The sequence below is a fragment of the Loktanella sp. M215 genome, from assembly GCF_021735925.1.
Lineage (GTDB): Bacteria > Pseudomonadota > Alphaproteobacteria > Rhodobacterales > Rhodobacteraceae > Loktanella.
The window spans coordinates 2,011,387-2,031,840 of record NZ_WMEA01000001.1 but is presented as its reverse complement, the minus strand read 5'-3'; the positions used below and the strand labels follow the sequence as shown (position 1 = coordinate 2,031,840).

The window sequence follows — 20,454 nt, the reverse complement described above, 5'->3', positions numbered from 1 at the left end:
GCGCTAGTGTCGGGGCATGGAAAAAGACCCCTCTTTCAACGTTCTTGGCAGCACGCTGCAAACCTGCTCCACCGCGCCCATGACCGGATTTTTCCGCAATGGCGCCTGCGACACCTGTGCTGCCGATCAGGGCATTCACACGGTCTGCGCGGTGATGACGGCAGAGTTTCTGGCCTATTCGAAATACGTCGGCAACGACCTGTCGACGCCGCGGCCGGAATTCGGCTTTCCGGGCCTGAAACCCGGCGATGGCTGGTGTCTGTGCGCCAGCCGCTTTCTGCAGGCCCACGATGAAGGCTGTGCACCGCAGGTCAGTCTGTACGCCACCCATGTCCGCGCGCTGGAGATCGTGCCGATCGACGTGCTGCGCCGGTATGCCGTGCCGGAATGATCCGCGCCGCCTGCATCGCGATCCTGTGCCTGCCGGGAATGGCCGTAGCGCAGCAAGATGACCTCGGATTGCATCCTGCCGATCAGGCGCGTCTGGACGGGTTCGATGCCACCGTGGGAAAGGCCCTGTTGCAAGCCTTCGCCGGCGGCCGTCTGGGCGACGTCGACCAGCTGCAAGAGGTCCTCTCGGGCCAGCCCGTGGCGCCGCTGGAAACCACGCTGCAAGGCAATTGGACCTGCCGGATGTTGAAGGTGGGCGGGGACCTGAACCCGCTTGTCGTCTATGCGCCCTTCGACTGCGAGATCGCGGCGGACGGGACGGGGTTCACGGTCGAAAAGGTGTCAGGATCGCAACGCCTGACCGGGCGGATCGCGCTGCTGGACGGTCAGATGGTGCTGACCGGCACCGGCTATGTCACCGACACGACACCTGTCGCCTACGCCGACCTGCCGCAGGATACGACCGGCGACGGCACGCTTTGGCCTGTCGTGGGCGTCGCGGAACAGGTCGCGCAAGACCGCATCCGTATCCTGATGCCAAAGCCTGTCTTGGAATCCGACCTCGATATCCTTGATCTGCGGCGCAAGCCGGCGCCAGAGGCCCCAGCCCCCGCGCCCGTGGACGACACCGAGACACCGGCACCGGCCAACGATTAGGCCGGCGCCACTGTCGCAGGATCCACTCAGATCTTCATGTCGAAACCGAGGTGCTTGGCCACGGTGAAGATGTCCTTGTCGCCGCGACCGCACATGTTCATCACCAGCAGGTGATCCTTCGGCAGCGTCGGCGCGATCTTCATGACGTGGGCCAGCGCGTGGGACGGTTCCAGCGCGGGAATGATCCCTTCCAGCGCACAGGACAGCTGGAAGGCCTCCAGCGCCTCGACATCCGTAATGCTGACGTATTGCGCACGGCCGATGTCGTGCAGCCATGCGTGTTCCGGCCCGATACCCGGATAGTCGAGGCCGGCCGAGATGCTGAACCCTTCGAGGATCTGGCCGTCGTCGTCCTGCAGCAGATAGGTGCGGTTGCCGTGCAGCACGCCGGGACGCCCGCCGGTGAGAGAGGCACAATGTTCCATCTTGGCGTTCACGCCCTTGCCCCCGGCTTCTACCCCAATGATGTTCACCGTGGAATCGTCGAGAAAAGGATAGAAGAGGCCCATGGCGTTCGATCCGCCACCGATGGCGGCGATCAGGGTGTCGGGCAGACGGCCCTCCGCGGCCTGCATCTGTTCGCGGACTTCCTTGCCGATGATCGACTGGAAATCGCGGACCATCGCGGGATAGGGATGCGGACCGGCCACGGTGCCGATGCAGTAGAAGGTGTCGCGCACGTTCGTCACCCAGTCGCGCAGGGCGTCATTCATCGCGTCCTTCAGCGTGCCGCGGCCAGAAGTGACGGGGATCACCTCTGCCCCCAGAAGGCGCATACGGAACACGTTGGGGGCCTGACGTTCCACATCGTGGGCGCCCATGTAAACAACGCATTGCAGGCCGAACTTCGCACAGACGGTGGCGGTGGCAACGCCGTGTTGCCCTGCCCCGGTTTCCGCGATGATCCGGGTCTTGCCCATGCGGCGGGCCAGAATGATCTGACCCAGCACGTTGTTGATCTTGTGCGCGCCGGTGTGGTTCAGCTCGTCCCGCTTCATGTAGACCTTGGCGCCGCCCAGGTGGTCGGTCAGGCGTTCGGCAAAGTAAAGCGGGCTGGGGCGGCCGACGTAATGGGTCCAGAGGTCCTGCATCTCGGCCCAGAAGCTGTCGTCGGTCTTGGCCTTCTCGTATTCCTCTTCCAGAGAGAGGATCAGCGGCATCAGCGTTTCGGACACGAAGCGCCCGCCGTAGTTGCCGAAGCGGCCCTTTTCGTCCGGGCCATTCATGAAGCTGTTGAAAAGATCGTCAGGCATCGCCGGTCCCCCGTGAAAAATGTTATTGCAGCAGTAAACCCAGCGGGCAGCGGGGTAAAGGCGGTCAGACGCCGCGGACGGCGGCGCAGAAGTCGCGGATCATGTCGGGATCCTTGATGCCGGGCGCGCTTTCGACGCCGGACGACACGTCGACCTGCGGTGCGCCGGTCAGGCGGATCGCCTCTGCCACGTTGGACGGACGCAGTCCGCCCGCCAGCATCCACGGCACAGGCCATGTGCGTCCTTCCAGCAGACGCCAGTCGAACGACAGGCCGTTGCCGCCGGGCAGCACACCGCCGCGCGGCGGCTTGGCATCCACCAGAACCTGTTCGCAGACGGCCATGTAATCGTCCAGCGCGTCGAGGTCGGCGGATTCGGCAATGCCGACGGCCTTCATCACCGGGATGCCGGTGCGCTTGCGAATGTCGCGCACCCGGTCCGGCGACTCGTGGCCGTGAAGCTGCAGCAGATCGACCGGCACCCGCGCCAGCAGGGCATCAAGGGTCGCGTCATTGGCGTCCACGGTCAGCGCGACCTTGCGGATGCCAACGGGCACGGTCAGGGCCAGCTCTGCCGCGGCGTCCAGCGTCAGGTGACGCGGTGAGCGGTCAAAGAAGACCAGACCGATGTCATCGGCGCCGCAGGCCACGGCGGCGGCCACGTCCTGCGCCGTGCGCAGGCCGCAAATCTTGATCCGGACGGGCAAGGATCAGGCGATCCGGCGCTTGGGCGCATCCAGAAGGGCGATGACATCGTCACCCTTCTTCGGGCTCGCGGCGGCCAGACGCAGCTGGGCCACTTCCTTGCGCAGGCTTTCGATCTCGCGCGCACGGGCGCGGGCCTCGACCCGCTCGGGATATTCGCGGATCCATTCCCAGATCAGGCCCAGCAAAAGACCAGCGCCGACCGCCAGAAAGATCACGATGAACAACGGCAGCGTGATCTGAGGAGAGATGTTGAACAGGTTGGCGAAGGCCGTCGGCATCGCCTGCAACGTCGTCGCATCCCGGTTGGCCAGACCCACCAGCACCAGAAGCACGGCCACGAGGGCCCAGAAGACGTATTTGAGAGTTTTCATCGCGGCGTGATCCTTGTTGGGTCCGGTGGGGCGAGGTTACGCGCCGTTCAGCCGGTCGCGCAACAGTTTGCCTGTCTTGAAGAATGGCACATGTTTCTCTTCAACCTCAACCGCTTCGCCGGTCCGTGGGTTCCGTCCGGTGCGTCCGTCACGCTTCTTGACAGAGAATGCACCGAATCCACGCAGTTCGACACGGTCACCACGCACGAGCGCGCCGGTGATCTCGTCGAAGATGGTGCTGACGATCCGCTCGACGTCGCGCTGGAACAGATGCGGGTTCTCCTCGGCAATCTTCTGGATCAGTTCGGAACGAATCATTGGAAACCCCGCAGGCATAAAACAGCAGATCAGGCATTCTTACCTTGCCGAGACTATAGGGGGGAACGCCGGTTCACGAAATAGGTCGCGGTGCCGTGATTGTGCAAAAACCCGCCGCTGCGGTTGCATAAATCGAACCACGACACGCCGATCAGTCCGGCACGGCCCGGTCGACGCGTCAGCGCGGGACCATCGCGGGGGCAGGTTGGACCGATTCGGGGACGGGAGGGCATAAAAAAGCCCCACCAGATCGCTCTGGCGGGGCCCAAATCGTTTTAGTGGTTCAGACCTGCGAACCTAGTTGTCGCCCTTCAGAGCGGCACCCAGGATATCGCCCAGCGAAGCGCCGGAGTCGGAGGAGCCATACTGGTCGATGGCCTCTTTCTCTTCGGCGATCTCGCGAGCCTTGATCGACAGGCCCAGCTTGCGGGTCTTGGAGTCGATGTTGGTCACACGCACGTCGACCTTGTCGCCCACGCCGAAACGCTCGGGGCGCTGCTCGGCACGGTCACGGGACAGGTCAGAGCGACGGATGAAGGACTTCATGCCCTCATACTCGACCTCGATGCCGCCGTCTTCGATCTTGGTCACTTCAACCGTGATGATCGAACCGCGCTTCACGCCGCCGATGGCATCCGCAAAGGGATCGCTGTCCAGCGCCTTGATCGAGAGCGAGATACGCTCTTTCTCGACGTCGACTTCGGAGACCTTGGCCTTGACCATGTCGCCCTTGCGGAAGTCGCCGATGACGTCCTCGCCACGGCCGTCCCAGGTCAGGTCGGACAGGTGAACCATGCCGTCGATGTCGCCGGGCAGGCCGATGAACAGACCGAATTCGGTGATGTTCTTGACTTCGCCTTCGACTTCGGTGCCCTCGGGGTGCGTTTCAGCGAACACTTCCCACGGGTTGCGCTGCGTCTGCTTCAGACCGAGCGAAACGCGACGTTTTGCGCTGTCGATCTCCAGCACCATCACTTCGACTTCCTGAGAGGTCGAGACGATCTTGCCGGGGTGGACGTTCTTCTTCGTCCACGACATCTCGGAGACGTGAACCAGACCTTCGACGCCCGGCTCCAGCTCCACGAATGCGCCGTAGTCGGTGATGTTGGTCACGCGGCCGGTGTGCACGGAATCAAGCGTGTACTTCTGCTCGACCGCATCCCACGGATCGGCCTGCAGCTGCTTCATGCCGAGGCTGATGCGGTGCGTTTCCTTGTTGATCTTGATGACCTGCACCTTGATCGTCTCGCCGATCGAGAGGATCTCGGACGGGTGGTTCACACGGCGCCACGCCATGTCGGTCACGTGCAGCAGGCCGTCAACGCCGCCGAGGTCAACGAAGGCACCGTATTCGGTGATGTTCTTGACCACGCCGTCGACTTCCTGACCTTCGGTCAGGTTACCGATGACTTCGGCACGCTGTTCGGCACGGGATTCTTCGAGGATCGCGCGGCGCGACACGACGATGTTGCCCCGGCGACGGTCCATCTTCAGGATCTGGAACGGCTGCTTCAGACCCATCAGCGGGCCGGCATCGCGCACGGGGCGGACGTCAACCTGAGAGCCGGGCAGGAAGGCAACAGCGCCGCCGAGGTCGACGGTGAATCCACCCTTCACGCGGCCAAAGATTGCGCCATCGACACGCTCTTCGTCGGCATAGGCTTTTTCCAGACGGTCCCACGCTTCTTCGCGGCGGGCCATTTCACGGGAAATGACGGCTTCGCCACGGGCGTTTTCCACCTGACGCAGGAACACTTCGACTTCGTCGCCAACCTTGATGTCGGGCTCTTCGCCGGGTTCTGCAAATTCTTTCAGATCGATGCGGCCTTCCATCTTGTAGCCGACGTCGATGATGGCCTGTCCGGCTTCGATCGCGATGACCTTGCCCTTGACGACCGAGCCCTCTGCGGGCGTATCGATTTCGAAGCTTTCGTTCAGAAGGGCTTCGAATTCTTCCATGCTTGTGTTGCTTGCCATGTGGCGCTGATTTCCTAATCTTGGTGTTTTATACGGGCCGTGCGGTTGTCTCCGCCGGTCTTTGGATTGCGGTTTGGCGTCAGCCACGAGTCGAACATAAAACAACAGGGCCGGTTCAGAACCGACCCTGCTCGAGTCTCATGCCCGCACCTGTCTCGGTGCTTCAGCCCGCTTTGTATATCCTGCGGGCGCGACAATCGCAAGGCCCGCAGGGTCAGTCGATGCGGGTGAAGAGCTGGCTGCGGTCGCGGCGCACCTTGGGTGCGTCCTTCAGCCAGTCGCCCTCGGCCGCGCGGTAGCCCAGCGGCAGGATCACGACGGACCGCAGGCCCTTGTCACGCAGACCGAGGATGTCGTCGAACCTGTCCGGATCGAAGCCTTCCATCGGGGTCGCGTCCACCTGCTGCTCGGCCGCGGCGATCATGGCCACGCCAAGCGCAATATAGACCTGACGGGCGGCGTGCTGAAAGTTCACCTCGGCGTCGCGGGCGGTGTAGTTGCTTTTCAGGTTCTTGTAGTAGTCCATCAACCTGTCGGTGACTCCACCACGGGCGACACCGGTTTCATCGCGAACCATGTCGATGCGGTCATCGGTATAGTTGTCCCAAGCTGCGAAGACGAGCAGATGGCTGCCATCGACCAGTTGTTCCTGTCCGTAGGCCGCATCCATCAGCTTGGCGCGGATGTCCCTGTCGGTGATGACGAGGACTTCGAACGGCTGCAGGCCGCTTGAGGTGGGGGCGAGACGCAGGGCGTCAAGGATCGCCTCGACCTTCTCTTCGGGGACGGATTTGTGGGCGTCCATCTTCTTGGTGGCGTAACGCCAGTTCAGCAGGTCGTTCAGCATGAGATGACTCTTTCAGGATATGTCGATCACCCGAGACGGGCGATATCCTGATCCAGATAAACGCAGGCGCCGGCACGAGAAGAGCCTGTGCCGCACAGCACCTGTGCAGCGCCGCACCCGGCGTTACGGTCGCGCTGATCCGCGTCCGGGGGCTAGTTCAGCAAAGCCTCGACCGGGTCGGTGATCGCCTGTGACATCGGCCCGACCGGCGATCCCCAGGTGCCCACGACATTCCCCTGCCCGTCCAGCAAGATCTTATTGAAATTCCAGCCCGGTGCGAAGCCCGCCTCGGCGGCCACCGCCTTGTAGAACGGATGCGCCTGATCGCCACGGACATGGGTGATGTCCGTCATCGGCATGTCGATGCCGTACTGGATTTCGCAGAAATCCTTGACCTCTGCCGCCGTCCCCAGTTCCTGATTGAAGTCGTCCGACGGGACCGCCAACACGACAAGACCGCGGTCGCGGTAGGTATCGTACAACTCCTGCAGGGCGGTGAATTGCGGGGTATAGCCGCACATGGATGCAGTGTTCACCACAAGAACCGGCTGCCCCTTCCAGTCGTCGAGGGACAATGTCCCGCCGTCGATATTGGAAAATGTCACTGCATCCGCGGCAGCCCAAAGCGGCGAAGCCGCACAGATCATCAACGCCGAAATCGTCAACCGCATGGCACCCTCCTGTTGCGACCGTACCGCCAAATTAGTGGTCGTGAATGCAAAAGAAAGAGGATCGTTCGTCGCAGCCTGAGTGCGCGCTTGGAGAGGTCGGACCGGGGGTTTCACACCCCCGGACCCCCGTGAAGTATTTTCGACCAGAAGAAAGGCGGACCGGATGCCGCTCCCTCTCAGGGTCTGCGGGTGTCCACCACCGCAATCGCTTGACGCACCGCCTGGGCGGCCGTCAGGTCGGACGTGTCGATCAGCGTCGCATCGGGCGCTGCGACCAGCGGCGCGGTGGCGCGGTCCTGATCGCGGGCGTCTCGGGCCAGCACCTCATCAAGAATCGCCTCGCGCTGCGCTGTAACGCCCCGCGCGACAAGTTCGAGGTAGCGACGTTCTGCCCGGATCTTTGGACTGGCCGTGACGAACAGCTTTACCGCGGCGTCCGGGCAGATCACCGTCCCGATGTCGCGCCCGTCAAGGACAGCGCCCCCGTCGCGGCGGGCAAAGTCGCGCTGAAAGGCCACAAGAGCGGTGCGCACCTCGGGGATCACGGCGACGCGGCTGGCGGCATCGGCCACCGCCTGCGTGCGCAGGGCATCGTTTTCCAGATCGGCGGGGTCCAGCGCCAACGCCACCTCAAGCGGCGTGCCGCCCGCCAAGACACCTGCGCCCACGGCGCGGTAGAGCAACCCGGTATCGAGGTAGGCAAAGCCGAAATGCGCGGCCAGCGCGCGCGCCAGCGTCCCCTTGCCGGCCGCTGCGGGCCCGTCGATGGCGACGGTAAAGCTCATGCGCCAGACCGGTCGATCTGTGCACCAAGGCTGGCCATCAGCGGGCCGAAGATCGGAAAAGAGGTGGTGATGGGACTGCCGTCATCGACGCTGACGGGCTGCTGCGTGGCCATGCCCATGACCATGAAGGCCATGGCGATGCGGTGATCGAGCCGGCTTTCCGCGGTGATGCCACCGGGGACATTGCCGTGACCGAGGCCTGTCACCGTCCACCAGTCGTCACCTTCATCCACCTTAACGCCAGCCGCGCGCAGCCCCTTGGCCATCGCGTCGATCCGGTCGCTTTCCTTGACGCGCAATTCCTTGACGCCGCGCATCTCGGTCACGCCCTGCGCAAAGGCTGCGACCACGGCCAGCACCGGGTATTCGTCGATCATGCTGGCGGCCCGGGCGGGCGGGACGACAACACCCCGCAGGTCAGCAGAGAACCGCGCACGCAGGTCGGCGACAGGCTCACCGCCCTCCTCGCGCGCGTTCTCATAGGTCAGATCCGCCCCCATCTCGCGCAGCGTGGTGAAGAGGCCGGCGCGTGTCGGGTTCAGACCGATCCCGGGCACCAGCACGTCGGACCCCGGCACGATCAGGGCGGCACAGACCGGAAAGGCCGCGCTGCTGGGATCGCGCGGGACGGCGATCACCTGCGCTTGCAGGTCCGGCTGGCCCTGCAAGGTGATGACGCGACCTTCGTCGGTCTGCTCAATCTCGATCTCGGCGCCGAAACCCACCAGCATCCGCTCCGTATGATCGCGCGTCGCTTCGCGTTCGATGACGACAGTCTCGCCGGGTGCATTCAGACCGGCCAGCAGCACGGCGGATTTCACCTGTGCCGAAGGGACCGGTACGACGTAGCGTACCGGCACCGGGTCTGCCGCGCCCACCAGCGTCATCGGTAACCGCCCCCCCTGCCGCCCGACGGCCCGGCACCCAAAGAGCGCCAATGGGTCGGTGACTCGCCCCATGGGCCGCGCGCACAGGGACGCATCACCGGTGAAGGTCGCCGTGATGCCGGTCGTGGCCATGGCCCCCATGATCAGCCGGACGCCGGTGCCGGAGTTGCCGCAGTCGATCACGCCCGCAGGTTCGGCAAAACCGCCCACGCCGACGCCCTGCACACTCCACGCGCCGCCGCCGAGATCCGTCACGGTCGCGCCGAAGGCCCGCATTGCCCGGGCCGTGTCCAGAACGTCGTCGCCTTCCAGCAGGCCGGTGATCCGCGTCTCGCCGATGCTCAGCGCACCCAGGATCAGAGACCTGTGAGAGATCGACTTGTCGCCCGGCACCTCTGCCACGCCGGTCAGCGGCCCGCAGGCACGAGAGGTCATCGGGACGGGGGTGCCATGGCCGGACATTGGTCAAATTCCTTTGTGGATGCTGGGTCCGCTTTAACGCAGCCGCCGATCCGGGTCGAGAGGTCAGGGGACGGCGGGCGGGGCGCCTTGGCCCGGCACGGGCCAACAGCGCCGTACGGCGTCACGCGGGCTTGTGAAAGGTCATGTAGTGCGGCCTGCGGCCCTCGCGCAGCGCCTTGATTTCGTAACGGGTCGAGATCCAGTCGTCCCAGGCGACAGCCATGCCGTCCGGCAGCGCCGTCTGCAGGACGAACCCTGCTTTCGGCACCTCCGCCAGGGTCTGGCGCACGTAATCGGGAATATCCGTGGCCACGCGGAATTCCGCGCCCGGCTTCAGGACGCGGAACAACGGCACCAGATGTTCAGCCGTCACGAAGCGGCGCCGGTGGTGGCGGGTTTTGGGCCAGGGGTCGGGATAGTTCAGAAAGGCCTTCGCGATGCAGGCCTCGGGCAGGACGTCGAAGAGGTCGCGCACGTCGCCGGGATGCACCGCGAGGTTCGCGACATCGGCGTGGCGGATCTTGCCCAGCAGCATCGCCACGCCGTTGATGAAGGGCTCGCAGCCGATCAGGCCGATGTCCGGATAGCGCTGCGCCATCGCGATCATGTGCTCGCCGCCGCCAAAGCCGATCTCCAGCCACAGCGGTTTCCCCCCCACGATCGCGTCCGGATCCAGCTTGACCCGGTCGGGGTTCACGTCCCAACCGACGGGTCCCGGCGACAGCGCGTCGAGGTCGTTGTCGAGGTAATCCTTCTGACTGGCCCGGATCGTCTTGCCACGGAACCGGCCATAGAAATTGCGCCACGGGGCGCCGGAGGGGTGTTTATCGTTTTGCATGCGCGCGCTTTAGCGCCTGACGCCCCGCCCCGCAACCGTGCCGCTGCAAAGCAAAGGGGCGGACCACTGGCCCACCCCCTTTTCACGTTATCAGTCAGATCAGACGGCGCGCTTCAGCGCGTCCACCAGATCGGTCCGTTCCCAGCTGAAACCGCCGTCCGCCTCGGGCGCGCGGCCAAAGTGACCGTAGGCCGCGGTCCGGGCATAGATCGGACGGTTCAGACCCAGATGCGTGCGGATGCCCTGCGGCGTCAGATCCATCGTCTGGCGGATCGCCCGTTCGACCGCCGCCGGATCGACCTCTCCTGTGTCGTGCAGATCGACATAGACCGACAGCGGCTGCGCGATGCCGATCGCATAGGACAGTTGCAGCGTGCATTTGTCGGCCATGCCCGAGGCCACGACGTTCTTGGCCAGATAGCGCGCGACATAGGCGGCAGAACGGTCGACCTTGGTCGGATCCTTGCCCGAGAACGCGCCGCCGCCGTGGGGGGCTGCCCCGCCATAGGTGTCCACGATGATCTTGCGGCCCGTCAGACCTGCGTCGCCATCGGGCCCGCCGATCACGAAGGTGCCGGTCGGGTTGACCCACCATTCCGTCGCATCGGTGATGAAGCCGTCGGGCAGGACCTCGCGGATGTAGGGCTCCACGATGGCGCGGATGTCGGCGCTGGACTGGCTTTCGTCCGCGTGCTGGGTGGACAGCACGATCGACGTGACCTCCACCGGCTTGCCGTCCGCATAGCGCAGGCTGATCTGGCTTTTCGCGTCAGGGCGCAGGGTCGGTTCCGCGCCCGATTTACGCACCTCGGCCAAACGCCGCAGGATGGCGTGGGCATACTGGATCGGTGCGGGCATCAGGTCCGGCGTTTCGGTCGTGGCGAAGCCGAACATGATGCCCTGATCGCCGGCCCCTTCGGGCTTGTTGTCGCCGGCATCGACGCCCTGCTTGATGTGGGCGGACTGCTCGTGCAGCAGGTTGGTGATCTCGCAGGTGGCGTGGTGGAACTTGTCCTGCTCGTAGCCGATGTCCTTGATGGCGGCGCGGGCGATGTCCGGCACACCCGCCAGAAAGGCGTGCGTCTTGTCCATCGTGCTCAACCCGACCTCGCCGCCGATGACGACGCGATTGGTGGTGGCGAAGGTCTCGCAGGCGACGCGCGCCTCCGGCTCTTCGGTCAGAAAGGCGTCGAGGATGCTGTCAGAGATGCGGTCGCACACCTTGTCAGGGTGCCCCTCCGACACGGATTCGGAGGTGAAGATATAGTCTTGGCGTGCCATGGGGACGTGCTCCAGTCAAAAAATATCCCGCCACGTCAGGAAGCCGTTGTGGCGGGTCAGCCGATTGGTTACGCAGGCCGCCCGCCGTGGTCAACGCAATTCGTGCCGCATCCGGCGGTTGTGAAGGGCGGTCGCGATCATCCCCAGCAACACCAGAATCATGACGGGCCAGTCACCCCACCGCACGTAGGGCGTTGCGGCGCGCGCGACCGGCAAGGGTGCGTCGACATAGCCTGCCCGGTCCAGCGGGATCATCGCCTTGATCCGGCCGCGGGCGTCGATCATCGCGCTGATGCCCGTATTGGCCGACCGCACCATCGGCAGCCCCTGCTCGATCGCGCGCAGCCGCGCCTGCATCAGGTGCTGGGTTGGTCCCGCCCCCTTGCCGAACCACGCGTCGTTGGTGATCATCATCAGCAGACGGGGGCGTTCGGGGGTCGTGATCTCTTCGGCAAAGATGCCTTCGTAGCAGATCAAGGCACGAGCCTTGCCCACCCCTGGCAAGTCGATCAGCGGCTGCGGCACGGCGCCCTTGGCAAAGCCACCGCCCTCTGACGTGGCGATGCCGTGGACGCCGAATTGCTTCAGCAGCTCTCCGAAGGGCGTGTATTCCCCGAACGGCACCAGATGCGCCTTGTCGTAGGTCTGTTCCACCTGCCCCATCCGGCCCAGCAGGATGAGCGAGTTGTAATAAAGGCCGTTCTGACTGCGGTTGATGCCGGTGACCACCGGTGTGCCCTGTGCGGCCTCCGAGATCTGCTCCAGCTCTGGCTGGGCGTAGTCCAGCAGGTCGGGCACGGCGGTTTCCGGCCAGACGATCAGGGCGGGGCGCGGGGCGGCCTGCGTGTAGGCGATCATGCGCTGGAAGAAGATCAGGTTCTGGTTGGGATCCCATTTCTGATCCTGCGGCGCGTTGGGCTGCACGATGCGGATGACGGGGGCCGCAGGATCAACCGGGTCAGGCCCCGGGATCAGCAAGGGCGCCACCGCCACCGCCGCAATCAAGGGGATCGCCCCGGTCCAGCGCCGTTGCGCCATCCAGACCAGCCCCGCCGCCACGGTCAGCGTCAGCAGCGTCAGCAGGTGCGGACCGCCGAAGGCCGCCAGTTGCGCCCAAGGCGTCGGGATCAGCACGTGGCCGATCAGGGCCCAGGGAAAGCCGGTGAACAGGTAGCCGCGCAACGCCTCTGCCAGCGTCAGGGACAGCACCAGCGCCGACAGGTGGCGTGGTGCGATCAGGCGAGCGACCAGCGTGCCCGCAACCCAGAACAGGCTTTCGCGCAAGGCCATCAGGCTGACGGCCAAGGGTGCGGCCCAGCCCCATGCCGCGGCATCCACGAGGAACGGATCGACCAGCCAGCGCAGGGTGAACCCGAAATACCCCAGCCCGATCAGCAAAGCGGACCAGAGCGCGGGCCGCAGGCCGGGCGCTGTGATCAGCACGCAAAGGACGGCGGCCCAGGCCGGCACGGCGATGAACCACCAGTCCAGCGGCGCCATGCCAAGGGCCACGACGACGCCGAGGACGATCAGCGCAAACACGCGCGGCCAGCGGCGCAGCCGCCACAGGCGATCTGTCATGCCTGTCATGTCAGCCTCGTGTCATGCCTGCGGAAGCCGCACGCGCAATCGCTTGATCCGGCGCGGATCGGCGTCCAGCACCTCGAATTCGGGGCCGTCAGGGTGGATGATGACCTCACCGCGCACCGGCACATGGCCGGACAGCATCATGACAAGACCGCCAAGGCTGTCGATTTCTTCCTCGTCGATATCCTCGTGATGGGTCAGGTCCATGCCGATTTCGGCCTCGAAATCCTCCAGCGCGGTCTTGGCCTGCGCGATATAGACGCCGGGGGACTCGAGGCTGAAGCTTTTCACCTCGTCCACATCGTGTTCGTCTTCGATGGCGCCCACGACCTGTTCGATCAGATCCTCGATCGTGACCAGACCGTCCGTGCCGCCATATTCGTCGATCACCAGCGCCATGTGCGTGCGGTCGGCCTGCATCTTGGTCAGCAAGATGCCCAGCGGCATCGACGGCGGCACGAACAGCAGGGGCCGCAAGAGCGCGCGCAAATCGAAGGCCATCGCGTCGCCTTCGAACCCGTATTTCAGGGCGAAATCCTTGAGGTTCACGAACCCCATCGGCGTATCGAGCGTGCCGTCGTAGACCGGCAGGCGCGTCAGACCGCTGTCGCGGAAGGTGGCGACGAGGTCGTCCTTGCTGGTGGTCACGGGGGCGGCCACGATATCGGCCTTGGGGACCGAGACGTCCTCGACCCGCATCCGGCGCAGGTTCAGCATACCGGGCATCGGAATGGTCGGCGGCATCTGGCGCGCCCCATCCGCCGTGTCATCGTCGCCTTCGCCGTTGGGCGACAGCGCATCGAACAGGCGGCTGAAGAAATTACCCTTCTGTTCGTCGCTCTGGTCTGGTGTCTCTTCGGACTGCGCGCCCTGCGCTGCCCCCCTGGACCCGTCGTCGGTATCGCCCATCGTCTCCCTGCCTATGTTGTGCCTTGCGGCGTCAAGTCCGGTATGGATCATCAAGACCCATCTTGCCAAGTATCTGCGTCTCCAATCCCTCCATCAGGGTGGCGTCGGCGTCGCGATCGTGATCGTAGCCCAGCAGATGCAGCGTCGCGTGAACGATCAGATGCGTCACATGTTCCGCCAGCGGCTTGGCCGCCGCCCGCGCCTCCGCTTCGCAGGTCTCAAAAGCGATGGCAATATCCCCGAGTTCCGGGTCGGCGGGATCCGGTGCGACGGGCATTTCGCCCGCAACGGCCACGCCGCGCTCCTCTGACGGCCACGACAGCACGTTGGTCGCTTGCGGCTTGCCACGGAAATCGGCGTTCAGGGTGGCGATGCGGGCGTCGTCACAGCCCATCAGGCTGATCTCCCAGACCGACGGCTCCAGCCCGAGTTCCGCAAGGGCGGCGTCAGAGGCGGCTTCGGCCAGCGTCTCCAGATCCAGCGCCTCCCAGCGCGGGTCTTCGATCAGGCAATCCACGGTCATTGATCGTCGTCCCTTGGCAAGGCGTTCAGCGGAACCGGCTGGCCAAAGCTTGCGTCCAGCAGCCCGCTCAGATCGTCGCGTTCGATCTGCTGCACCATCAGGCGCAACTGCCGCACCGCGTCCAGCCGTTTCAGCACCGTATCCGCCCACAGGTTCGCGGTTTCCGCATCCGTCCGGCGCACCTCGGCATAGGCCCGCTGCGTGTCGGCGGCGAGTTTGGCAATTTCGGCGTCCAGCTTGGTGTTCTGCTTGCCGGGCTGGTCCAGCCAGGCCCGCACCCGGCCAAGGGCGGCTTGCGTCGTCTGATCGAGTTCAGTCAGCACCGTGGACCCGCCGGGCAAGGGCATCGCGGCGATGGCGGACAGCATGTCGGAGAGTTGACCGCGCAACGAGTTGCGCAGGCCCGTGTCGGCCTTGTCGAACACCCGCTCCATCGGCAATTCACCGCGACGGTAGGCCACGAAGGTTTCCGCGACCGTGCGGGCAATGCGATCCGCCTCGGGCCCGCGAAACCCGGTGGCGAGCATGATGAAACCCTGTTCGGAATAGGCCCAAGGCCTGCCCCGCCGCCCGCCGTGGGCACTTGAGATCACATCTTGTGATTTCAAGTTGCGCCATTCATCGAGGCTCAGCTGAAAGGCGTAGTCATCCAGAAACCGCCCGGCGTTGCGGCTGCGGTGCTGGTTCACCGCCGATGTCGTGCGCCCGAAGATCGCGGCGACATCGGCGTCAAGAATGACAGGCTGGCCCCGCAGGCGAAAGATCGCCTGCGCCACGCCCGCCGCAAGGGCGTCGGTCATCCCGTCTTTTCCGCGTCCGCCTCGTAAGCCTCGATGATGCGGGCGACGAGCGGGTGGCGCACGACGTCCTTGGACGTGAAATAGTTGAAGCTGATCTTGGGGATGTTCTTGAGCAGGCGCTCCGCCTCCCACAGACCCGAATTCACGCCGCGCGGCAGGTCGATCTGGGTGCGGTCGCCGGTGATCGCCATGCGAGAGCCTTCACCCAGACGGGTCAGGAACATCTTCATCTGCATGGTCGTGGCGTTCTGCGCCTCGTCCAGCACGACAGCGGCATTGGCGAGCGTGCGGCCCCGCATGAAGGCGAGCGGTGCGATCTCGATCCGCTTCTCCTCGATCAGTTTGGCGACCTGCTTGGAGGGGAAGAAGTCGTTCAACGCATCGTAAAGCGGCTGCATGTAGGGGTCAATCTTGTCCTTCATGTCGCCGGGCAGATATCCCAGTTTCTCTCCGGCCTCGACCGCAGGACGCGACAGGATGATCCGGTCGACGTTCCCGCTGATGAAGTGGTTCACCGCGACGGCGACGGCCAGATAGGTCTTGCCGGTGCCCGCAGGCCCGATGCCGAAGCAGAGTTCGTTGTCGAACAGGGCGCGCACGTAGGCCTTCTGCGCCTCGGTCCGGGGTTCGACCAGCTTCTTGCGGGTCTTGATCTCGACCCGGTCGGCCAGCTCGCCCTTGAACAGTTCCTTCTGCTCGCCGGTCATCAGGCTTTCGTCCGGGTGCATTCGCAATTCGCGGTCGATGTCGCCGGGTTCCAGCGTCTTGCCCGCCTCAAGCCGCTGGTAGAGCGATTTCAGGATATCCAGCGCGTCCTTGCGCGGCACCTCTTCACCGATCACCTCCAGCCGGTTGCCGCGGCGCAGGACCTGAACGCCCAGCGCGCTTTCGATGGCGGTGAGGTTGCGGTCGTACTGGCCGCACAGGTCAATCAGCAGGAAGTTATCGGGAAATTCCAGAACGGATTCCGAAACATTTTCAGCGGTGGGGGTCAGCGCGCCTGTGGGCAATCAAATCTCCGGGGTGAAGCATCGTTGCGTTCAAAGTGGCGACCGGGGCGGACAATGACAACCCTCGGGGTGACATTGCGCGGGATTTGACCCGGCAGCGCCCAAGAAAGAAGCCGCAGAGGTGATCTGCGGCTTCTTGGAAGGATCATGCGGGGGGGAAGTCATCGGGCCGTGTCGGGTCATAGATCGGCGACCCGGACTTGAACGGCCCCACGACCGTATTGGGCGGGGCGACACCGGAACAGACCGGGCGGCCATCGGGTGTCAGACGCTCTGACAGATAGCCTTCGACGCCGTCGTCGATGATCCAGTGATCGCAACCTTCAGGGTCGACCCAGATACCTGCGACCATGGTCGACAGGCTGTGGGCATTGATCCCGCGGTCAAAGCCCTTGTTGGGGCCGACGGCCTGATCGCACGCGGTCAGGGCCAGACCGGCACCCAGAAGACCGAGCAATTTCATCGTGTTCATGTTCGATCCCCTTCAGCGGATGCAGTAGATTTCGACGCGGCGGTTCTGCTGCATCCCGGCGGCGGTGTCATTGGTTGCGCGGGGCATGCGCTCGCCGAACCCCTTCAGATCGACGACGCGCGCGCCGACGCCTTGTGCCACGTTGCCGACGGCTGCGGCGCGGTTGTTCGACAGACGGATGTTATATTCATCCGACGCGCGGCTGTCCGTGTGCCCATAGATCATGAACCCAAAGGCATTCGCCGTCTGGAAGAAGTTCTGCAAGGTCGCACGCGCCGAGGCGCTGAGCGCATATTTGTCGGTCGCAAACAGCTGGTCCGTCGGGAACACGCCGCAGATTTCGGACCGGTGGCACACCGCGCTGCCGTCGCGACGGCGGTGCGGCGACATGAAGCCTTCGGCACCGTCGTCCATCGCCCAATGCTCGCATCCATCCGGGTCGATCCAGATCGTCGGTTCATAGATTTCCGGCCGGCTAGTCTGCTGGGCGGAAACGGTGGATCCAGCGATCATGGTCAATGCCAGAACGCCCGCAAATGCGGTCCTTGCAAATTGGGACGGTGTGGTTGCCACGGCGAAATCCTCTTGATTGTACGGGCACACCATCTCAGGTGTGCGGTCGCACTAATGACACTCAATACGACGCATCATAGCAAGCTTCACCACATCATAAAGAAAAAAACACCAGATATTGTGTCTCAAAACGCAACAATAACCGCCAGTGGCCGCAATTTCATAACATGGCATTAACACAGACCCGTGTGGGCTTATTTCAGCCCAGCAACTGCCCGCCCAGCGAATTCGTGCCGGCGCTGATGATTCTGATCGGCATCACCTGACCCAGAACCGTGGCGGGCGCCTCGGCGTGAACCGCGTGCAGGTAGTCAGACTTGCCAATCATCTGGCCTGCGATGCGGCCTGGCTTTTCAAACAGAACCCCCACGGTCCGGCCGATCATGCTGTCCTGTATTGCGCGCTGCTGCTGCGTCAGCAGGACCTGCAACCGCGCAAGGCGTTCCGACATGACCTCTTCGGGCAATTGTGGCTTTTCGGCGGCCGGCGTGCCGGGGCGCGTCGAATATTTGAAGGAATAGGCCTGACCGAATTCGACCGTGCGGATCAGATCCAGCGTGGCCTCGAAATCGGCATCGGTCTCTCCTGGGAAGCCCACGATGAAGTCGGACGACAGCATCAGGTCGGGGCGTGCGGCGCGGATCCGTTCAACCAGTTTCAGGTATTGCGCCGCCGTATGCTTGCGGTTCATCGCCTTCAGCATCCGGTCCGACCCCGACTGCACCGGCAGGTGCAGATAAGGCATCAGTTTTTCGCAATCGCCGTGCGCCGCGATCAGGGCGTCGTCCATGTCGTTCGGGTGGCTTGTCGTGAACCGAATCCGCTGCAGCTCGTCGATCTTTGCCAGATCGCGGATCAGACCGGCCAGCCCGCCGTCATGGCCATGATAGGCATTCACGTTCTGGCCCAGCAACGTGATCTCGACGACCCCCGCCTCGACCAGATCGCGGGCCTCGCGCAGCACCCGGTCTGCGGGGCGGCTGACCTCTGTCCCGCGGGTGTATGGCACGACGCAGAAGGCACAGAACTTGTCGCAGCCTTCCTGCACGGTCAGAAAGGCCGCCGGCGCCCGGCGCGCCTTGGGGCGTGCTTTCAGCGTGTCGAACTTGTCATCGAGCGGGAAATCCGTATCCAGCGCCCGCTCTCCTGCCCGCACGGCGCGGTCCATCGCGGGAAGGCGGTGATAGCTTTGCGGCCCGACCACCAGATCGACCAACGGCGCGCGGCGCATGATCTCTTCGCCCTCGGCCTGCGCCACGCAGCCGGCAACGCCGATCTTGAGGTCAGGATTGGCATCCTTCAGCACCCGCAGGCGACCCAGTTCGGAATAGACCTTTTCCGCCGCCTTTTCGCGGATGTGGCAGGTGTTCAGCAGGATCATGTCCGCATCGTCGGCCCGGTCGGTCGGAACATAGCCTTCGGCCCCCAGCGCCTCGGTCATCCGTTCGGAATCATAGACGTTCATCTGGCAGCCGTAGGTCTTGACGAAAAGCTTGCGGGGGGCGGTCATGATCGGGGTGCCTGACTGTCGGGAAAGGAGACGGCCCTGTCCTTACCGCGCAGGGGCCGGGCTTGCAATGCGAAGCGATTTCGCGGACCTTGCGCGCGACCTGATCCGGACGCCTGCGATGATTTTCCCCAGCCTGCGCGATTTTCTGACCAACGGTCGTGGCCTGCTGGCCAAGGGTCCGATCGCGCTGATCCTGCTGGAAGATCAGATCGAGGTCGACAGCAGCCTGCGGCACGCGATCAAGGCGGGATTTCACCGCGTCGTGGCGGTCGGTGCGCCGCGGATCGCTGTGGACGCCGATCTGGCCGATCACGTCGTGCGCGTGCATCACGACATGCAGGCCGACAACGCACTGGAAGATATCGTAAACGGTGTCATCGCCGCAGCCCCCGGCCAGTGGATCCACTACGCCTACAATGCAGAGTATCTGTTCTTTCCGTTCTGCGAGACGCGCACCGTGGGCGAGATGGTCGCATTTTCGACCGAGGAGCGGCGCTACAGTCTGCTGACCTTCGTGGTGGACCTTTACGCCGACGACCTTGATGCGCACCCGACGGCAGTCAGCCTGAGTGACGCGTACCTCGACAAATCAGGCTATTACGCGCTCGCCCGCAAGGACAAGGACGATACCCTGCTGGAGCGGCAACTGGATTTCTTCGGCGGACTTCGGTGGCGCCACGAGGAGCATGTACCGCCGCCGCGGCGCCGGATCGACCGCGTGGCGTTATTCCGTGCGCAGCCCGGCTTGCAGCTGCGCGGCGACCACACGTTTTCGGACCCGGAATACAACACCTACGCCTGCCCATGGCACAACAGTCTGACGGCCAGTCTTTGCTCGTTCCGCACGGCCAAGGCGCTGCGGCGCAATCCGGGGTCAGCGCCGCATATCAAGACCTTTAAATGGCACAATTCGGCGCCGTTTCACTGGCGGTCGCAGCAGTTGCTCGATCTGGGGCTGATGGAGCCGGGGCAATGGTTCTAAATCGGCCCAACTGATCAGAGATGGGTCAGCGGCGGTACGTTCAGACCCTGTGCAAACCCTGCCCTGTCATCCCTTGACCAGACGCAGAACGGGTGCCTTTGCAGGCAGAACTGGCGCCTTGGCTGTCTGCCGTACTTGCGCAAGCAACCGCGCGTCGCGGGAATAGGGCCAGGCCGCGGGATCGTCGACCAGTCCGGCCTGAACCGGCGCCATACGGATCATGTCACGGCACTCTTCCATGGCCTGGCGGGACAAGATCGGCCGGTCCCAAAAGCGGCGCTGCCAGATATTGACCCGCGGTGCGGTCGAGGCATCCGCGCCAGACTGCCGCGGCAGGTTCTGGACAAAGGTTGCCTTGATGACCTTCCAGCGCTTGGCATACTCCTGATCGTCGCGCGGCAGGGACCAGATCATGTGCACCCGGTTCGGCAGTATCACGGCATCGTCGATCGTGAACGGATACCGAAGCTGACACAGACGCACGGAAAGGCGCAGGATTTCAATGTGACGCACCAGCAGGTCTGCGCTGTCATCGCGCAGACGGACCGTGAAGAAGACTGAATGGCGTGTCGGTGTGGGAATCGGGTTAATCAGCATCATGCATCCACCCTGTATCGAAGAGGGTTAACGCACGATTAACAGAT

The 20,454-nt window shown here is 64.1% G+C and carries 23 protein-coding genes and 1 riboswitch; of the genes, 3 read left to right on the top strand and 20 right to left on the bottom strand.

Going from position 1 to position 20,454, the window contains the following annotated elements:
- Positions 1-16: 16 nt before the first annotated feature.
- Positions 17-391: a DUF2237 family protein gene (locus GLR48_RS09920; protein ID WP_237061103.1), complete on the top strand. Its 375-nt coding sequence runs from the start codon at positions 17-19 to the stop codon at positions 389-391.
- Positions 388-1,047, top strand: a complete 660-nt coding sequence (locus GLR48_RS09915) for a DUF4893 domain-containing protein (protein WP_237061102.1) — start codon at positions 388-390, stop codon at positions 1,045-1,047. Before GLR48_RS09920 ends, GLR48_RS09915 begins: the two co-directional genes overlap by 4 nt.
- 26 nt (positions 1,048-1,073) lie before the next feature.
- Here GLR48_RS09915 and trpB read toward each other — a convergent pair whose 3' ends face one another.
- The 19 genes from trpB to miaB form a co-directional block, all read right to left on the bottom strand.
- Positions 1,074-2,300 carry a tryptophan synthase subunit beta gene (gene trpB, locus GLR48_RS09910; RefSeq protein WP_237061101.1) on the bottom strand — a complete coding sequence of 409 codons (1,227 nt, stop codon included), beginning with the start codon at positions 2,298-2,300 and terminating at the stop codon, positions 1,074-1,076.
- Positions 2,301-2,364: 64 nt separating this feature from the next.
- Complete coding sequence (locus GLR48_RS09905) at positions 2,365-3,006, bottom strand: phosphoribosylanthranilate isomerase (protein ID WP_237061100.1); 642 nt, start codon at positions 3,004-3,006, stop codon at positions 2,365-2,367.
- A gap of 3 nt (positions 3,007-3,009) precedes the next feature.
- A complete protein-coding gene (locus tag GLR48_RS09900; RefSeq protein ID WP_237061099.1) occupies positions 3,010-3,378 on the bottom strand; it encodes a LapA family protein in 369 nt (122 codons plus the stop codon).
- 36 nt (positions 3,379-3,414) lie between these two features.
- Complete coding sequence (ihfB, locus tag GLR48_RS09895) at positions 3,415-3,696, bottom strand: integration host factor subunit beta (RefSeq protein WP_237061098.1); 282 nt, start codon at positions 3,694-3,696, stop codon at positions 3,415-3,417.
- A gap of 297 nt (positions 3,697-3,993) precedes the next feature.
- The gene (gene rpsA / locus GLR48_RS09890) at positions 3,994-5,673 is read right to left on the bottom strand and encodes a 30S ribosomal protein S1 (RefSeq protein WP_272911391.1); all 1,680 of its coding nucleotides are present in this window, start codon (positions 5,671-5,673) and stop codon (positions 3,994-3,996) included.
- Between the two features lie 214 nt (positions 5,674-5,887).
- Positions 5,888-6,520, bottom strand: a complete 633-nt coding sequence (locus tag GLR48_RS09885; protein ID WP_237061096.1) for an NAD(P)H-dependent oxidoreductase — start codon at positions 6,518-6,520, stop codon at positions 5,888-5,890.
- A 152-nt stretch (positions 6,521-6,672) separates the two neighbouring features.
- Positions 6,673-7,191 (bottom strand): glutathione peroxidase, encoded by a 519-nt coding sequence (locus GLR48_RS09880; RefSeq protein ID WP_442915781.1) that lies wholly within the window; start codon positions 7,189-7,191, stop codon positions 6,673-6,675.
- A 176-nt stretch (positions 7,192-7,367) separates the two neighbouring features.
- Positions 7,368-7,976, bottom strand: a complete 609-nt coding sequence (locus tag GLR48_RS09875; protein WP_237061095.1) for a (d)CMP kinase — start codon at positions 7,974-7,976, stop codon at positions 7,368-7,370.
- A complete protein-coding gene (aroA, locus tag GLR48_RS09870; protein ID WP_237061094.1) occupies positions 7,973-9,325 on the bottom strand; it encodes a 3-phosphoshikimate 1-carboxyvinyltransferase in 1,353 nt (450 codons plus the stop codon). Before aroA ends, GLR48_RS09875 begins: the two co-directional genes overlap by 4 nt.
- Positions 9,326-9,446: 121 nt before the next feature.
- Positions 9,447-10,163 (bottom strand): tRNA (guanine(46)-N(7))-methyltransferase TrmB, encoded by a 717-nt coding sequence (gene trmB / locus GLR48_RS09865; protein ID WP_237061093.1) that lies wholly within the window; start codon positions 10,161-10,163, stop codon positions 9,447-9,449.
- A 99-nt stretch (positions 10,164-10,262) separates the two neighbouring features.
- Positions 10,263-11,444 carry a methionine adenosyltransferase gene (gene metK / locus GLR48_RS09860; RefSeq protein ID WP_237061092.1) on the bottom strand — a complete coding sequence of 394 codons (1,182 nt, stop codon included), beginning with the start codon at positions 11,442-11,444 and terminating at the stop codon, positions 10,263-10,265.
- 7 nt (positions 11,445-11,451) lie between these two features.
- A riboswitch (SAM-SAH riboswitch) is annotated at positions 11,452-11,502 on the bottom strand.
- A gap of 32 nt (positions 11,503-11,534) precedes the next feature.
- Entirely contained in the window at positions 11,535-13,025 is a 1,491-nt protein-coding gene (lnt, locus tag GLR48_RS09855) for an apolipoprotein N-acyltransferase (RefSeq protein WP_237061091.1), read from the bottom strand.
- Positions 13,026-13,046: 21 nt separating this feature from the next.
- Positions 13,047-13,940: a hemolysin family protein gene (locus GLR48_RS09850; protein WP_237061090.1), complete on the bottom strand. Its 894-nt coding sequence runs from the start codon at positions 13,938-13,940 to the stop codon at positions 13,047-13,049.
- Positions 13,941-13,971: 31 nt separating this feature from the next.
- A complete protein-coding gene (gene ybeY, locus GLR48_RS09845) occupies positions 13,972-14,463 on the bottom strand; it encodes an rRNA maturation RNase YbeY (RefSeq protein WP_237061089.1) in 492 nt (163 codons plus the stop codon).
- Positions 14,460-15,263, bottom strand: a complete 804-nt coding sequence (locus GLR48_RS09840; RefSeq protein ID WP_237061088.1) for an ORF6N domain-containing protein — start codon at positions 15,261-15,263, stop codon at positions 14,460-14,462. The genes ybeY and GLR48_RS09840 overlap by 4 nt, the downstream gene beginning before the upstream one ends.
- Complete coding sequence (locus tag GLR48_RS09835; protein WP_237061087.1) at positions 15,260-16,273, bottom strand: PhoH family protein; 1,014 nt, start codon at positions 16,271-16,273, stop codon at positions 15,260-15,262. The genes GLR48_RS09840 and GLR48_RS09835 overlap by 4 nt, the downstream gene beginning before the upstream one ends.
- A 145-nt stretch (positions 16,274-16,418) precedes the next feature.
- Entirely contained in the window at positions 16,419-16,745 is a 327-nt protein-coding gene (locus tag GLR48_RS09830; RefSeq protein WP_237061086.1) for a hypothetical protein, read from the bottom strand.
- 12 nt (positions 16,746-16,757) lie between these two features.
- Positions 16,758-17,258, bottom strand: a complete 501-nt coding sequence (locus tag GLR48_RS09825) for an OmpA family protein (protein ID WP_237064499.1) — start codon at positions 17,256-17,258, stop codon at positions 16,758-16,760.
- Positions 17,259-17,517: 259 nt separating this feature from the next.
- Positions 17,518-18,828: a tRNA (N6-isopentenyl adenosine(37)-C2)-methylthiotransferase MiaB gene (gene miaB, locus GLR48_RS09820; RefSeq protein ID WP_237061085.1), complete on the bottom strand. Its 1,311-nt coding sequence runs from the start codon at positions 18,826-18,828 to the stop codon at positions 17,518-17,520.
- A gap of 118 nt (positions 18,829-18,946) precedes the next feature.
- On the opposite strand from miaB, the gene GLR48_RS09815 reads away from it, so the two are divergent.
- A complete protein-coding gene (locus GLR48_RS09815) occupies positions 18,947-19,810 on the top strand; it encodes a hypothetical protein (protein ID WP_237064497.1) in 864 nt (287 codons plus the stop codon).
- Positions 19,811-19,876: 66 nt separating this feature from the next.
- Here GLR48_RS09815 and GLR48_RS09810 read toward each other — a convergent pair whose 3' ends face one another.
- Complete coding sequence (locus tag GLR48_RS09810) at positions 19,877-20,410, bottom strand: REP-associated tyrosine transposase (RefSeq protein ID WP_237061084.1); 534 nt, start codon at positions 20,408-20,410, stop codon at positions 19,877-19,879.
- Positions 20,411-20,454 lie beyond the last annotated feature (44 nt).

Excerpts from the sequence above, each read along its gene's own strand:
- GLR48_RS09920 (WP_237061103.1), top strand. The coding sequence starts at position 17 with ATGGAAAAAGACCCCTCTTTCAACGTTCTTGGCAGCACGCTGCAAACC.
- GLR48_RS09915 (WP_237061102.1), top strand. The coding sequence starts at position 388 with ATGATCCGCGCCGCCTGCATCGCGATCCTGTGCCTGCCGGGAATGGCC.
- trpB (WP_237061101.1), bottom strand. The coding sequence starts at position 2,300 with ATGCCTGACGATCTTTTCAACAGCTTCATGAATGGCCCGGACGAAAAG.
- GLR48_RS09900 (WP_237061099.1), bottom strand. The coding sequence starts at position 3,378 with ATGAAAACTCTCAAATACGTCTTCTGGGCCCTCGTGGCCGTGCTTCTG.
- ihfB (WP_237061098.1), bottom strand. The coding sequence starts at position 3,696 with ATGATTCGTTCCGAACTGATCCAGAAGATTGCCGAGGAGAACCCGCAT.
- rpsA (WP_272911391.1), bottom strand. The coding sequence starts at position 5,673 with ATGGCAAGCAACACAAGCATGGAAGAATTCGAAGCCCTTCTGAACGAA.
- GLR48_RS09885 (WP_237061096.1), bottom strand. The coding sequence starts at position 6,520 with ATGCTGAACGACCTGCTGAACTGGCGTTACGCCACCAAGAAGATGGAC.
- GLR48_RS09880 (WP_442915781.1), bottom strand. The coding sequence starts at position 7,191 with ATGCGGTTGACGATTTCGGCGTTGATGATCTGTGCGGCTTCGCCGCTT.
- GLR48_RS09875 (WP_237061095.1), bottom strand. The coding sequence starts at position 7,976 with ATGAGCTTTACCGTCGCCATCGACGGGCCCGCAGCGGCCGGCAAGGGG.
- aroA (WP_237061094.1), bottom strand. The coding sequence starts at position 9,325 with ATGTCCGGCCATGGCACCCCCGTCCCGATGACCTCTCGTGCCTGCGGG.
- trmB (WP_237061093.1), bottom strand. The coding sequence starts at position 10,163 with ATGCAAAACGATAAACACCCCTCCGGCGCCCCGTGGCGCAATTTCTAT.
- metK (WP_237061092.1), bottom strand. The coding sequence starts at position 11,444 with ATGGCACGCCAAGACTATATCTTCACCTCCGAATCCGTGTCGGAGGGG.
- lnt (WP_237061091.1), bottom strand. The coding sequence starts at position 13,025 with ATGACAGATCGCCTGTGGCGGCTGCGCCGCTGGCCGCGCGTGTTTGCG.
- GLR48_RS09850 (WP_237061090.1), bottom strand. The coding sequence starts at position 13,940 with ATGGGCGATACCGACGACGGGTCCAGGGGGGCAGCGCAGGGCGCGCAG.
- ybeY (WP_237061089.1), bottom strand. The coding sequence starts at position 14,463 with ATGACCGTGGATTGCCTGATCGAAGACCCGCGCTGGGAGGCGCTGGAT.
- GLR48_RS09840 (WP_237061088.1), bottom strand. The coding sequence starts at position 15,263 with ATGACCGACGCCCTTGCGGCGGGCGTGGCGCAGGCGATCTTTCGCCTG.
- GLR48_RS09830 (WP_237061086.1), bottom strand. The coding sequence starts at position 16,745 with ATGAACACGATGAAATTGCTCGGTCTTCTGGGTGCCGGTCTGGCCCTG.
- GLR48_RS09825 (WP_237064499.1), bottom strand. The coding sequence starts at position 17,258 with ATGATCGCTGGATCCACCGTTTCCGCCCAGCAGACTAGCCGGCCGGAA.
- miaB (WP_237061085.1), bottom strand. The coding sequence starts at position 18,828 with ATGACCGCCCCCCGCAAGCTTTTCGTCAAGACCTACGGCTGCCAGATG.
- GLR48_RS09815 (WP_237064497.1), top strand. The coding sequence starts at position 18,947 with ATGATTTTCCCCAGCCTGCGCGATTTTCTGACCAACGGTCGTGGCCTG.
- GLR48_RS09810 (WP_237061084.1), bottom strand. The coding sequence starts at position 20,410 with ATGATGCTGATTAACCCGATTCCCACACCGACACGCCATTCAGTCTTC.